Here is a 13,264-nt window from a genome sequence, read left to right on the forward strand (position 1 = left end):
GTCAGCTCTGCAGGATGGAAGACACCAGCAATTGGGTGTACGGATGGTGCGGGTCGTCGAGGATCTGGTCGGTCAGGCCGCTTTCCACCACGCGCCCGCCTTGCATCACCAGCGTGCGGTGCGCTAGCAGGCGCGCCACGGCCAGGTCGTGGGTCACGATGATGGCGGCGAGGCCAAGGTCCGCCACCAGCCGGCGCAGCAGGTCGAGCAGGCGGGCCTGCACGGAGACATCGAGCGAGGCGGTGGGCTCGTCCATGAACACCAGGCGCGGATGCGTCACCAGGTTGCGGGCGATCTGCAGGCGCTGCTGCATGCCGCCCGAGAAGCTCGCCGGCGCATCGTCCAGGCGCCCCAGGTCAAGCTCCATCTTCTCCATCCACGTGCCGGCGACCTCGCGCAGTTCGCCGTAGTGGCGTCCGCCCACCGCCATCAGGCGCTCGGCGATATTGGCGCCGGCGCTCACGCGCATGCGCAGGCCATCGCGCGCGTTCTGCCGCACGAAGCCCCAGTCGGTGCGCGCCAGCAGGCGCAGACGGGCATCGGACAGCGTAGCGAGGTCAACCAGCCCTTGCTCGCGGGTGTCGTAGCGCACGCTGCCGGACTCCGGCGCGGCCTGCCAGGAAACCGCTTGCAGCAAGGTGCTCTTGCCGGAGCCGGATTCGCCCACCACGCACAGCACTTCGCCGGGAAAGAGATCGAAGCTGACATCGTGGCAGCCGTGCACGCCGTCCCAGGTGCGGGTCAGGCCGCGCACGGACAACAGCGGCTGGTGTGGATCGGTGCGGCTCATGCGGCCTCCTTGCTGGCGTTGGCGCCGGTTTCACCTGATTCCTGGCGCGTGGCGCAGTACTCGGTATCGGAGCAGACGAACATGCGGCCGCCCGCGTCGTCGGTGATGATTTCGTCGAGATAGCTGTCGGTGGCGCCGCACAGTTCGCAGCAGCCCGACCACGTTTCGACCGCGAAGGGATGGTCGTCGAAATCCAGGCTCTTGACGCTGGTATAGGGTGGCACCGCATAGACCCGCTTCTCGCGCCCCGCGCCGAACAGCATCAGCGCCGGGCTGCGGTCCAGCTTAGGGTTGTCGAACTTGGGGATGGGTGACGGCCGCATCATGTAGCGCTGGTTGACCATCACGGGGTAGTCGTAAGTGGTGGCGATGCGTCCATGGCGCGCGATGTCCTCGTACAGCTTGACATGCATGGCGCCGTATTCCGCCAGCGCATGCATGGTGCGGGTCTCGGTCTCGCTCGGTTCCAGCCACCGCAGCGGCTCCGGGATCGGTACCTGGAACACCATGATCTGGCCCTGGGCCAGCGGCGTCTCAGGAATCCGGTGGCGGGTCTGCACGATGGTGGCTTGCGCGGTGCGTTCGGTGGTCTGCACGCCGGTGACGCGGCCGAAGAAGCGGCGGATATTGATGGCGTTGGTGGTGTCGTCCGAGCCCTGGTCGATCACCTTGAGCACGTCGTCGCTGCCGATGATGGAGGCGGTGACCTGGATGCCGCCGGTGCCCCAGCCGTAGGGCAGCGGCATCTCGCGGCTGCCGAAGGGCACCTGGTAACCGGGGATCGCCACCGCCTTGAGCAGCGCGCGGCGCAGCATGCGCTTGGTGGACTCGTCGAGATAGCCGAAGTTGTAGTGTTCGTCGCGCACGACGGCGCTGGCATTGGTGTCGTTCATGATGCGATGGCCTCCTGCGACGGGGCTTGAGCGATGGCGGCGGTGTCGTTTTCCGGCGGCGCCGGCGCCGGGACGCCCTGCCCTCGCTCGGCGCGCAGCCGGCGCAGCAGTTCGAGATTGGTCTGGAAATCCACGTAGTGCGGCAGCTTCAGATGCTGCACGAAGCCTGAGGCTTCCACGTTGTCGCTGTGGTAGAGCATGAACTCCACGTCATTGGCGGGCGCGTCGGCGGCTTCGCCCAGTTCGGCGGCGCGCATCGCGCGGTCGGCCAGCGCCATCGACATCGCCTTGCGCTCTCCGTAGCCGAATACCAGGCCATAGCCGCGCGTAAAGCTCGGCCCCTCCTGCGCGTTGCCGGCAAACTGGCTCACCATCTGGCATTCGGTGACCTCGATCTCGCCGATGGTCACGGCAAATCCCAGCTCTTCCACGAACAGTTCGACCTCGACCGCGCCATAGCGGATCTCCGCCGCGAACGGGTGCGAGTTGCCGTAGCCGCGCTGGGTCGAGTAGCCCATCGACAACAAGAATCCTTCATCGGCGCGCGCCAGGTTCTGCAAGCGCGCCGGACGGGCAGCGGGCAGCTCCAGCGGTTCGCGCGTCAGGTCGGGCGGCGCGGGATCGTGCGGGGGCACCGTCTCCGGCTCGATCAGCGATTCCTGGCGCAACAGGTCGGTCACGCGGGGCATGCGCGCGTCCAGCGTGGACGCCGCCGGCGGCAGCGGTGCATTCTCGCGCTCGGCCTCCAGCGTGAAATCCAGCAAGCGCTGGGTGTAATCGTAGGTCGGCCCCAGCACCTGCCCGCCCGGCACATCCTTGAAGGTGGACGAGATGCGGCGCTGCAAGCGCATGGCACCGGTATCGAGCGCCACCGAATAGCCGAAGCGCGGCAAGGTGGTGCGATAGGCGCGCAGCAGGAACACGGCTTCGATCAGGTCGCCCGCGGCCTGCTTGATGGCCAGCGCGGCCAGGTGCGGATCGTACAGCGAGCCCTCGGCCATCACGCGCGACACGGCCAGCGGCATCTGCTCGCGCACCTGCGCCAGCGTCAGCTCCGGCACCGCGCGGTCGCCGCGGCGGTAGTCGTCCAGCATGCGATACGAGTTGAGGATGGCGCGTTCGCCTCCTTTGACGGCAACGTACATATCAAGCCTCCGCTTGGGTGGTGCGCGGCAGCGCGCACAGGCGGCTGGCACTGGTCAGGAGCACATCCACGCCGAGCGGGAAGCGCGCATGGTTGGCTTGCCACTGGGTCCAGAAACCGGCCGGCAAGCCTTGCACGGCCAGCGTCGCCTGGCGCTCGATGCCCGGGCCGCGCAGCGTGACGGCAGGGCCATCGCACAGCGACTCCACTTCGAGCAACAGCGTGGCGGAGCGGTCGGGATAAGCCGGATCGCCCTGGGCGCACGCCGCGAGATCCGGCACGGCATGGCCGGCCGGCACCGCCACGAAGGTGGCCTGCCCCACTTCGGCCACCAGCGGGCAGCCGCAATGGAAACGCAGGAAGGCGCGCACGCCCTCGGGCGTTTGCGGCGGCAGCCATACGGGCGTATCGCTATCGGCCAGCGCCAGCAGCAGCGCGCTCAGCGCAGGCGACAGGCCCGGCGGCACGCCACACGGCTCGGCCAGCTCGCCGATGGTGCCGGGGTGTGACATGGCGTCCAGCGCGGCGCGGAAGGTGCGCTGCGCCGACTGCACCGCATCGTCGAAGCCGGGCAACAGCATCGGCACCTGGCGGCCCGCAGGCGCGTTGTCATATCCAGCCGCCTGGGCGGCAATCGGTTGGGCTGGCATCTCAATCCTCTCCACGCACCATGGTAAAAAATTCAACTTTTGTCTGTGCTGCCACCGCGGCCTCGTGTTCGCCACGCGCCGCGCGTTCCATGGCCAGCGGCGCGACCACTTCGGCCTGCACGCGCGCATGCCAGCCTGGTAGTTGCAACAGCGCATCCAGCACGGCGATCTGCTCCGCCTGGCGGTGTGTACGGCCCTGCACGTAGCCCACGCCCACCACGCCAGGCTCCAGCGTTACCGCGCAGCGCGTTACGCTGACTTCGCCCAGGTTGAACTGCGCACCGGTGCCGCCGGCGCGCCCTCGCACCATCGCCATGCCGCTTTCCGGCTTGCGCAGCAGGCGATAGGCCGGCAGCGCGCCGAGGCGGCCAACGGCCTGCTCCAGGGCTTCCGGGTCTGCCAGCGCCAGCACGCGCAGCCATGCGGCGCGGGCCGCCTGGCCGGCCTGTTCCCGGGCCGCCGCCGCTGGCTGCGTGCCGGATCCGGTATCGGTTCGATCCATTTCACATCCCCTATACGTCTATACGTTTAGATGTAGAATATCATCCATGGCCGAACTACAACATAGCCAGATGAAGCTTTGATGACGCCTGGCGACGTTGTTTTGTTCTACGCACCGCACTGCGTGGTTGAGGCACAATCGCATTCCATTGAAGCACGCCAATGATTAACGCAGGATGACGAAAAGGCAGGACAGGATGGTGGAACAGGAAGTCGAACGCGGTTCGGGAGTTGCGGTATGGCGCCAGATCGGCGAAGCCCTGGCGCTCGACATCCGCAACAAGCTCTACATGCCCGGCGAGCGGCTGCCGCCCGAGCCGGAGCTGGCCAGCCGGTTCGCCGTCAATCGCCACACCATCCGCCGCGCCATGGGCGAACTGGAGCAGAATGGCCTGGTGCGCATCGAGCAAGGCAGGGGCACGTTCGTGCAGGAGCACGCGATCGACTACGCCATCGGGCGCCGTACCCGTTTCTCGCAGAACCTGGCCAGCCAGGGCATGCGCGGGCACATCGAAGTGCTCGAATCGCAAACGCTGCGCGCGCCCGACATCGCCAAGCACCTGGGGCTGGGACGCAGCGCCCCCATCCTGCGCGTGCAGATGCTGGGCAAGGCCGAAGCCCGCACCATCGACGTCGCCGATCATTACTTCGATGCCGCCCGCTTTCCCGACATGGATGAACAGTTGCGCGCGCGCCAGTCCATCTCCAAGGCGTTCGCCCATTACGGCATCACCGATTACACGCGCAAATGGTCGCGCATCACCGCCGCCATGCCGACCGCGCCGGTGGCCCGCCAGCTCAACCAGCCCAAGACCCGGCCGATCCTGCAGGTGGAAGCGCTCAATGTCGACCCGGAAGGCGCGCCGCTGCAATACAGCGTGGTGCGTTTCGCCGGCGACTGGGTGCAACTGACCGTGACCGACCAGGACTAGGCGGCGCCGGCCATGATCTTCGCGCCACCGGGATGGACCGAACATGGGCCGGACATCGGCCGGCCCGCAATTTGCTTACTTCCGGTATGGCGTGCAGCACGGGTTGCAATCGCATACCGGGACACGATAGCTTCGCCGCGGCTTGCGCAGGCGGCGATGCACCGACACAATCTGCCAATGCACGAATCGCATCGCAATTGGTCTAGACATCCGCTTGTCATCTGCCCGCGCTAAGGTCGCCAGCATGGATACCAATCACGCATATCACCCCACCCTCGCCGGCCTGCGCGGCCGGCGCGTCCTGACCGCCAACGGCATCGCCCCGGCCGCCTTCGCCTTCCGCGATGGTTGCCTGGCGGGGCCCGCCAGTACGCCGGGAGGCGCCCTCGATGCGGGCGACCTGCTGGTGCTGCCCGGCATCGTGGATATCCACGGAGACGCCTTCGAGCGCGCGGTGATGCCGCGGCCCGGCGTTAGCTTCCCGTACACCAGCGCGCTGTTCGACGTGGATCGCCAGTTGCTCGCGCATGGCATCACCACCGAACTGCATGGCGTGACGCTGTCGTGGGAAGGCGGCTTGCGCGGCGAGGCGTACGCGCAACGCATGTTCGACGGCCTGGAACGCATGCGCGGCACGCTGGGCGCGCAGCACCACGTGCACCTGCGCTTCGAGGCGCACCACCTGGCCGGGCTGGAGACGGCCCTGGACTGGATCGATTCAGGCAAGGTGCGCTTCGTCGCCATCAACGATCACCTGCCGCTGATGGCGACCCGCATGCACGACGCCCGCAAGCTGGCGCAGTACGCGGACCGCGCGGAATGCGACCCGGCCACCTTCCGCCAACGGCTGGAACAGGCCGCCGCGCAGGCCGGCGCCGTGCCCGCCGGCGTGGCCCGGCTGATTGCCGCCGCCCGCGCCGCCGGCCTGCAGGTGGCATCGCACGACGACGGCGATGCCGCCACGCGCCAGGGCTATCACCAGCAAGGCTGCACGGTGGCGGAATTCCCGCTCACCGTCGACGTGGCCCGCGCCGCCCGTGCCCTGCGCAACCACACTGTATTCGGCGCGCCCAACGTGATCCGCGGCGGCAGCCACACCGGCGCCCCGGACGCCACCGAGATGATCGCCGCCGGGCTGTGCGACGTACTGGCCTCCGACTACTACTACCCGGCGCCGCTGCAAGCGGCGTTCCGGCTGGCGCAGCTCGGCGTGCTGCCGCTGCCGGCCGCCTGGGACCTGGTCTCGCGCAACCCCGCGCGCGCCGCCGGCATGAACGACCGCGGCACGCTGGGCCCCGGCCTGCGCGCCGACGCCATCATCGTCGACGACCGCGATCCCGCCCTGCCGCAAGTCTGCGCCGCCATCGTCGGCGGCGTATTGCGGCACGCCACCCGCGCCATCCCGCTGGTGTTGTCCGGCGACGAACGGCGCGCCGCCTGACCGTTTCCCATGATGCCAAGCACCGCACCAAACCCAATGTCCCGGGCCTATCGCTACGCCATCTACCTCAATCCCGCCGCGCCGTTCCGGCAGGTGGGCGCGCAGTGGCTGGGCCGCTGCGCCGACACGGGCGCAGCCATCGCACGCCCCGCGCGGGAGGATGCCCGCATTGCCTGCTGGACCGAAGCACCCGCCCACTATGGCCTGCATGCCACGCTCAAGGCACCGTTCCGCCTTGCGGACAGCCAGACGCCAGCCGCGCTCGACGCCGCCATGCGCGCCTTCGCCCTGGACCGGCAGCCCTTCGCCGTTCCGCTCGCCTTGCAGAACCTGCGCGGCTTCCTGGCCTGGTGCCTGGGCGGCGACGCAAGCGCCAATGCGCGCATGCACGCCCTGGCGGACGCCGCTGTACGGGAACTGGACGACTTCCGCGCGCCGCCCACCAGCGCCGAACTTGCCCGCCGCAATCCCGCGCAACTCAGCGCGGCGTCCCGGCGCATGCTCGACGCCTGGGGCTACCCCTACGCATTCGAGACTTTCATATTCCACATCACGCTGACCGGCATGCTGGACGAAGCCGAACAAGCCGAAGCCATCGCCATGCTGCAAGCCGCCAGCGGCACGCTCCTGCACGCGCCGATGCCCGTACGCGATGTCAGCCTGTTCGTGCAGCCGGAACCGGATGCGCCCTTCATGGCGGCCCGCCACTACGGCTTCGATGGCAGCATCACCGACGCCGCCGGCGCGGCCCTGCTGGAAACCGCGGCATGAATACCCAGGCAACAGGCACCGCCGTCCGGGCCGACCTGGCCGCGGCACCGGCCCAGGCTGCCAGCGGCAGCCGACTGATCTACCTGATGGGCCCTTCCGGCAGCGGCAAAGACTCCTTGCTGCGCGTCTTGCGCGACAAGCTGCAGGACGATGGGCGCGTACGGATAGCGCAGCGCTACATCACCCGCGCCAGCAGCGCCGACGAAGCCAGCATCGCGATCACCCAGGCCGAGTTCGAGCGGTGCGCCGCGCAACACGGCTTTGCGCTGCACTGGCGCAGCCACGGCCTGTGCTACGGCATTGGTATCGAACTCGACGCCTGGCTGGCGCAAGGCCTGTGCGTGGTCGTCAACGGCTCACGCGAACACCTCGCCGCCGCCCACGCCCGCTACCCCGCCCTGCACGCGGTACAGATCAGCGTGCGCCTGCAGGTACTGGGAGAGCGCCTGCGCCTGCGCGGCCGCGAGGACGAGCAAGCCATCGTCCGGCGCCTGCAGCGTGCCGGCGAACCGTTCGCCGTGCCGGCTGGCTGCCGGCTGACGGTGATCGACAACAGCGGCGCGCTGGAGACCGCGGCGCAGGCGTTGCTGCGGCTGACGCGCGAGGGTGGACACGGGGGCAAGACCGGGCTGACGGTGGCCGGGCGATCCTGATCCCGGACGTCGCCGCCGCGCGGCAAGCCGCCCGGCTATGCCGACGCCGGCAACCCGATGCTAAAACTGATGCCGTGCTCGGTGAATCCCAGCCGCCGATAGAACTGATGGGCCTGCAGGCGCCTGGCGCTGGACGAAAGCGCCAGCTTGGCGGCGCCCGCCTCCTCCGCCAGCCGCATGGCCGCGCGCATCATGGCCGAACCCACGCCGGTGCCGCGCGCGGTGCGGGCCACCACCACGCTTTCCACGATAGCCTCGCTGCGCCCGTCATGTGCCAGCACCGGGAAGATCAGCAGGCAGAACGTGCCAAGCGGTTCGCCGGAAGCCGCCAGCATCAGGTAGCAGCGATAGTCAGGCATTGCCTTCAGTTGCGCGAACAACGCGCGCATGCGGGGCAGTGGCAGCGGTGCCTCGCCATCCATCTCGGACAGCAAGGCGGCCACCTGCACGAGTTCGGTATCGGTGCCGGTGACTTCGCGCAGGGCCAGGCCGCCGGCTTCCCGGCTTTCTTCTTGGGCGTTCATGGGTCGGTAGTTCAGGAAATGCGCCGGATGCAGCGCGACACCATCGGCAGGTAGTACTCCAGCGGCGGCGTCGCAAGGCCCACGACCTTGGCAAGATCGTCGTAGCGGCGCAGGCGCACCGCGTCCGGGCCATGCGGATGCGCGACGAAGGCTTCGGCTTGCGCCGCATCGTAGGGGCCGCCCTGCAAGGCGAGGCTGTGCAGCGAGGCTGGCGACAACGTTGCCTGGTAGCCCGGATCGATGGCGCACAGGTAGCGTTTGGCCGCCACGTGCAGGCGCACCGGCTCGGTCACGGCGGGCCCGAAGCCGACCCCCAGCAGATCGGCACCCACCTCCTGGTGCCGCATGTCGGTGGTGCCGTCCTCGGACATCACGAGATGGCCAAGATCGTGCAGCAGGCTGGCCACGATCAGCGATTCGGGATCGCCGGCCTGCTCGGCAAGTTGCGCGCATTGCAGCGCGTGCTCGGTCTGCGTGATGGCCTCACCGCCGTAGAAGGCGGTGCCGTGGCCAGAGAAGAGTATTTCGATGCGGCGCAGGATCGTCATGAAGATTCAGGGATGGTGGCGTGCTTGAGTGGATGGCATACGAGGCAGGCTGATGCCCGCGTCACACAAGCGCCTTGCGGATGCGCGCCGACAGCAAATCGATGACCGTGACAAAGCCGACGATGATGATGATCACCGCGCAGGTCTCGGCATACTGGAAACTGCGGATGATCTCCCACAGCACGGTACCGATGCCGCCCGCGCCGACGATGCCCAGCACCGTGGCCGAACGCACGTTGGATTCAAAGCGGTACAGCGCGTACGAGATCCACAGCGGCAGCACCTGGGGAATCACGCCATAGACGATCTCCTCGATCGCGCTCGCGCCGGTGGCGCGCACGCCTTCGACCGGGCGCGGATCGATCGCCTCCACCGCTTCCGAAAAGAGCTTGGCAAGCACGCCGGTGGTGTGCACCCAGAGAGCCAGCACGCCGGCGAACGGCCCCAGCCCCACCGCCACGATAAACAGCATGGCGAACACCATCTCGTTGATGGCGCGGCAGGCATCCATCACGCGCCGCATCGGCTGGTAGACCCAGGCGGGCACGATGTTCGAAGAACACGCCAGGCCCAGCGGCACGGCAAACACAATGGACAGGAAGGTGCCCCAGATCGCGATCTGGACGGTCACCAGCATCTCGTCCAGGTAAATGCGCCAGTCGCGGAAGCTGGGCGGAAAGAAGTCGGCGGCGAATTTCGCCATATTGCCGGAATCCTTCCACAGGTCGAACGGGCGCATGTCGGCGCCTTGCCACGACATGGCCAGCAAGGCGAGCACCACCGCCCAGACGAACAGGACTGGCAGGCTGGCCCGCGGCGGGCGGCCGGCGCGAGACGGAGTGGCTGGAGGCATGGCGGTGTTGACGGAAGGCAGCATGGGGGAAGCAAAGACGACGGTGGGTACAGCGGCAAATACGATGAAGCGGCAGTAGCAGGCAGCAAGGGCAGCACGCAGCAGCAGCGGATACGTGGCGGCCCGCCCCAGGCATCGGGACGGGCCGCGCGATCGCGCCCGGCGGACTGCTTTGCGCTTACTGCGCGCTGGCGGCGATCTTGTCGAGTTCAGCCAGCTTGCTGCTCAGGTCGGCAAGGCGTTTTTCCTTGTCGGCGGCGGCCAGCGTGGTATCGGTCTCGATCTTGGTCTTTTCGCGGGCGAGCTCGATCTGGCGGATCGGCACCAGTTGCGCGTCGTTGGAAGCGCGGAAGCCCTGATACGTCAGCCTGGCCAGGTTTTCCTTCTCGCGCGCGGCGTCGGCGCCCTTGCCGTAGTTGACGAAGAAGGTCTTGACCTTGGCCTTGACGTCGGCCGGCAGGTCCTTGCGGTAGACCAGCGGGTCCGCCGGGATCAGCGGCGACTTCCACAGCACGCGCACCTGGTCATAGGCGTTCTTGCCGGTATTGATGCGGTAGCGCTCCATGTTCTCCGTGTTGTTCACCGCCACGTCGACCTGCTTGTTCAGCACCGACAGCAGGTTGGTCTCGTGATTGCTCACGCGCACCGTCTTGAAGAACGTCTTCGGCTCGATCTTGTGGGCAGCCCACAGGTAGTGGCCGGGCACGGCGGTGCCGGAGGTGGAGTTCGGATCCCCCGCGCCATAGCTCAGCGACTTGCCTTGCTTGAGCACATCGTCAAGCGTCTTCAGTTCGCTATCCTTGTTGACGATCAGCAGCGACCAGTAGCCGGGGTTGCCATCCTTGTCGATCACCGAAGCGAAGACCTCGCCGTTGGCGCGGTCCACCGCCTCTATGGCGGACTTGTTGCCGAACCAGGCGATCTGCACCTTGTTGAAGCGCATGGCTTCGATGATGCCGGCGTAGTCGGAAGCGAAGAACGGCTTCACCTGTACGCCCAGTTGCTTGCTCAGGTCATCGACCACGGGCTGCCAGGCGGATTTCAGGTTGGACGAAGTCTCCGTCGAGATAAAGCCCATGTTGAGGACTTTGCCCTCCTGGGCGAAAGCGGGGAACGAAAGCGCGCCCGCGGCGCTCGTGACGATCAGGGCAAAAAGGGTTCTGCGCAGCATAAGGGAACTCCGGGGTAAAGCCTTGTTGAGGGCCTTGTTGGGGGTGCTTGCGGAAAAAAACTTGACAGAGAATCCGGGAAAATCAGGCTGCCGCGAGGCCACCGGGCATCATGGCGGGAGCCACCGCATCCAGCCCTGCGCCCTCGGGCAGCAGTTCGGCGGCTTCGGTGCCGTAGAGGTCTCGCAGCATGCCCGGCGTCAGTGCCGCCGAGGGGCCGTCGTAGACCACCTTGCCATGCCGCAGCGCCACCACGCGCGGGCAATAGCGCATTGCCACGTCCACCTGGTGCAGCGACACCACCACGGCCACCTTGCGCGTGCGGTTGATCTGCGCCAGCAACTCCATGACGCGCCGCGCCGATTCGGGATCCAGCGAAGCAATCGGCTCGTCGGCCAGGATCACCCGCGCGTTCTGCACCAGCGTGCGGGCGATCGCCGCGCGCTGCTGCTGGCCGCCGGACAAGGTCGAGGCCCGCCGAAACGCATAGTCGTCTATACCAACCTGGGCAAGCGCATCGAGCCCGGCGTCGATCTCTTCGTTACGGAAAAAGCGAATCAGGCTGCGCCACAGCGGAACGCGCGGCAGCATGCCGGTCAGCACGTTCGTGATCACCGGCAGGCGTCCCACCAGATTGAACTGCTGGAACACAAACCCGATCTCGGCGCGCGCGCCGCGCACATCGGGGGCCAGCCGGCCGCCTTGCTGGATGGTGCGGCCGTTGACCAGCACCTCGCCAGCGCCAGCCGCATCGGCTGCGACAAAACCCGCTACATGGCGCAGCAACGTGGACTTGCCCGAGCCCGAGGCGCCCAGCAGGGCAACCATCTCACCGGGCGCAACGGCAAGGCCAACATTATCCAGCGCCTTGCGTCCCGCCTGGAACGACTTGGACAGGCCGCGCACTTCAATCGCATGCGTCATCCCACTCTCCTTGCATCAACAGTGAGCGCATTCTGGGTGGTGCCGATGACAAAACGATGAAGGTTGTGAGGCAATTGCAAATCGGGCCGGATATGCATCGCGCCCTGCCTGCGCACGGCCTGCCACGCGGGCGCGCTCAGGCCTGGTTTGACTCCGCCGAAATGTTACATAAACCAGACATTAACCCTGCCGATACCCCACGAAACGGGTATCGCCACCAAGACGAAGTTAATCATAAGTCATTTATAATCTGGCCCGCTTTTCCAAAAATGCACTAAATGGAAGAAGCCAGAAAAAAAACCAATAACAAGGAAAGGAAGAAGAATGAAAGGGATGCAAAAACTGATCGCAGGCATGGCGATTTCCGCCTTGCTGGCGGCTTGCGGCGGCGGTGGGGACGGCGGCACCGCCAGTCCCCTCTCCGTAGGTGCGACATCGGACGGCGCCAAGTCGACCTCGGTTGCCGCCGGGCAGTCGGCCAGCCTTACCGTGGAGTCCGGCAAGGAGGTGAAGCTGGACGCCAACCAGGCAGTCACCTGGACCGCCACGCCGAGCAAGACCACGATCTCGTCTCCGGCAATCACCGAGCAGTCGTGGAGAGCCGCGCTGACGAGCCCCGAAGGCGGTACCGTCACGCTCAAGGCCGTTTCCGTAAGCAACCCGGCCAATTCCGCCACCATCACGATCACGGTCCCGCCGCATCGCTATGCCGCCATTGCGCCCAGGGTCGGTGAAGCCATCACGTTCAACGAATCCAACCTGCAGTTGAACGGCACCACGGTGACGAAACCCCTTACCTATACCACCACCGCCATCGCCAACGGCATCGCAACGCTCGTAGCCACCGATGCAACAAACACAGTCGTCGAGACCTACACGCAGGACGGCGACCGCAACCGCCTGACCCGGTCGCGCCCCCCCGGCACCAACCAGTGCACCTACGCGCCGAAGCGCGACCTGTACAACTTCCCGTTGTACGTGGGCAAGACCTGGAGCCCTGCCTGGACGCTGAACTGCGCGCTTGGCTACCACGAAACGGCCGCCGTGAACGCCGTGGTGGAAGGGTTCGAACAACTCGGCACGCCGGCGGGCACCCTCGACACCCTGCGTATCCGCTATGTCGTCGCCTATACGAACTCGAATGACGTCAATTTCACCACCTATAGCGAGAACGACGTCTGCTGGTGGTCGACCAAGTACGGACGCGCGGTGAAGTGCCAGTTCGACTACACCTACCCGGCCGGCATGGCGGACCTCACCTACAAGAAGACCTACACCCAAGTCGCCGCAAGCGTATCGCCTTGATCCTCGCCCCCGGCCGGCGTCAGCGGATACGCTGGCCGGCCGCTACGGGCGCCACCCGGCGCCCCTTGCCTCCCGGTTTCCCCTCCTTGCAGGATGCAGGACGGCTCCCGCCTTCCTGCCGGCGCGCACACCCCTGGACTCGATGCATCGTTGTTCCAGGCGAAGC

Annotated in this window: 15 protein-coding genes; 5 read left to right on the forward strand and 10 right to left on the reverse strand. The window is 67.0% G+C overall.

The genetic code is table 11. The features are described from left to right. Position 1: 1 nt before the first annotated feature. From phnK to phnG, 5 genes are all read right to left on the reverse strand, one after another. Complete coding sequence (phnK, locus tag CF70_RS04070; protein WP_035860715.1) at positions 2–790, reverse strand: phosphonate C-P lyase system protein PhnK; 789 nt, start codon at positions 788–790, stop codon at positions 2–4. Beyond that, on the reverse strand, positions 787–1,683 hold the full coding sequence (locus CF70_RS04075) for an alpha-D-ribose 1-methylphosphonate 5-phosphate C-P-lyase PhnJ (protein WP_035860717.1): 897 nt from the start codon (positions 1,681–1,683) through the stop codon (positions 787–789). Before CF70_RS04075 ends, phnK begins: the two co-directional genes overlap by 4 nt. Further along, positions 1,680–2,828 carry a carbon-phosphorus lyase complex subunit PhnI gene (locus CF70_RS04080; protein ID WP_035860719.1) on the reverse strand — a complete coding sequence of 383 codons (1,149 nt, stop codon included), beginning with the start codon at positions 2,826–2,828 and terminating at the stop codon, positions 1,680–1,682. Before CF70_RS04080 ends, CF70_RS04075 begins: the two co-directional genes overlap by 4 nt. Before the next feature lies 1 nt (position 2,829). Continuing rightward, positions 2,830–3,408, reverse strand: a complete 579-nt coding sequence (phnH, locus tag CF70_RS04085) for a phosphonate C-P lyase system protein PhnH (protein ID WP_051648026.1) — start codon at positions 3,406–3,408, stop codon at positions 2,830–2,832. 70 nt (positions 3,409–3,478) lie between these two features. After that, on the reverse strand, positions 3,479–3,979 hold the full coding sequence (phnG, locus tag CF70_RS04090) for a phosphonate C-P lyase system protein PhnG (protein ID WP_035860721.1): 501 nt from the start codon (positions 3,977–3,979) through the stop codon (positions 3,479–3,481). A gap of 196 nt (positions 3,980–4,175) precedes the next feature. Here phnG and phnF point away from each other — a divergent pair, with 196 nt between their 5' ends. From phnF to phnN, 4 genes are all read left to right on the forward strand, one after another. Then, on the forward strand, positions 4,176–4,910 hold the full coding sequence (gene phnF, locus CF70_RS04095; RefSeq protein WP_035860723.1) for a phosphonate metabolism transcriptional regulator PhnF: 735 nt from the start codon (positions 4,176–4,178) through the stop codon (positions 4,908–4,910). A 244-nt stretch (positions 4,911–5,154) separates the two neighbouring features. Next, on the forward strand, positions 5,155–6,351 hold the full coding sequence (locus CF70_RS04100) for an alpha-D-ribose 1-methylphosphonate 5-triphosphate diphosphatase (RefSeq protein ID WP_035860725.1): 1,197 nt from the start codon (positions 5,155–5,157) through the stop codon (positions 6,349–6,351). Between the two features lie 36 nt (positions 6,352–6,387). Next, positions 6,388–7,122 carry a DUF1045 domain-containing protein gene (locus CF70_RS04105; protein ID WP_035860727.1) on the forward strand — a complete coding sequence of 245 codons (735 nt, stop codon included), beginning with the start codon at positions 6,388–6,390 and terminating at the stop codon, positions 7,120–7,122. After that, positions 7,119–7,775 carry a phosphonate metabolism protein/1,5-bisphosphokinase (PRPP-forming) PhnN gene (gene phnN, locus CF70_RS04110; RefSeq protein ID WP_081862009.1) on the forward strand — a complete coding sequence of 219 codons (657 nt, stop codon included), beginning with the start codon at positions 7,119–7,121 and terminating at the stop codon, positions 7,773–7,775. The genes CF70_RS04105 and phnN overlap by 4 nt, the downstream gene beginning before the upstream one ends. A gap of 35 nt (positions 7,776–7,810) precedes the next feature. Here the strand turns inward: phnN and CF70_RS04115 are convergent, their stop codons facing one another. The 5 genes from CF70_RS04115 to phnC all read right to left on the reverse strand — a co-directional run bounded on the left by CF70_RS04115 (position 7,811) and on the right by phnC (position 11,793). Further along, a complete protein-coding gene (locus CF70_RS04115) occupies positions 7,811–8,299 on the reverse strand; it encodes a GNAT family N-acetyltransferase (protein ID WP_035860730.1) in 489 nt (162 codons plus the stop codon). A gap of 11 nt (positions 8,300–8,310) precedes the next feature. Then, the gene (locus CF70_RS04120) at positions 8,311–8,847 is read right to left on the reverse strand and encodes a phosphonate degradation HD-domain oxygenase (RefSeq protein ID WP_035860733.1); all 537 of its coding nucleotides are present in this window, start codon (positions 8,845–8,847) and stop codon (positions 8,311–8,313) included. Positions 8,848–8,908: 61 nt separating this feature from the next. Further along, positions 8,909–9,700 (reverse strand): phosphonate ABC transporter, permease protein PhnE, encoded by a 792-nt coding sequence (gene phnE / locus CF70_RS04125; protein ID WP_035860758.1) that lies wholly within the window; start codon positions 9,698–9,700, stop codon positions 8,909–8,911. A gap of 178 nt (positions 9,701–9,878) precedes the next feature. Next, on the reverse strand, positions 9,879–10,871 hold the full coding sequence (gene phnD / locus CF70_RS04130) for a phosphonate ABC transporter substrate-binding protein (RefSeq protein WP_035860736.1): 993 nt from the start codon (positions 10,869–10,871) through the stop codon (positions 9,879–9,881). 82 nt (positions 10,872–10,953) lie between these two features. Then, the gene (gene phnC, locus CF70_RS04135; protein ID WP_035860739.1) at positions 10,954–11,793 is read right to left on the reverse strand and encodes a phosphonate ABC transporter ATP-binding protein; all 840 of its coding nucleotides are present in this window, start codon (positions 11,791–11,793) and stop codon (positions 10,954–10,956) included. Between the two features lie 333 nt (positions 11,794–12,126). Between phnC and CF70_RS33675 the strand changes: the two genes are divergently transcribed. Then, positions 12,127–13,098, forward strand: a complete 972-nt coding sequence (locus tag CF70_RS33675) for a hypothetical protein (RefSeq protein WP_051648024.1) — start codon at positions 12,127–12,129, stop codon at positions 13,096–13,098. Positions 13,099–13,264 lie beyond the last annotated feature (166 nt).

It is taken from the genome of Cupriavidus sp. SK-3 (genome assembly GCF_000611145.1).
Classification (GTDB): Bacteria; Pseudomonadota; Gammaproteobacteria; order Burkholderiales; family Burkholderiaceae; genus Cupriavidus.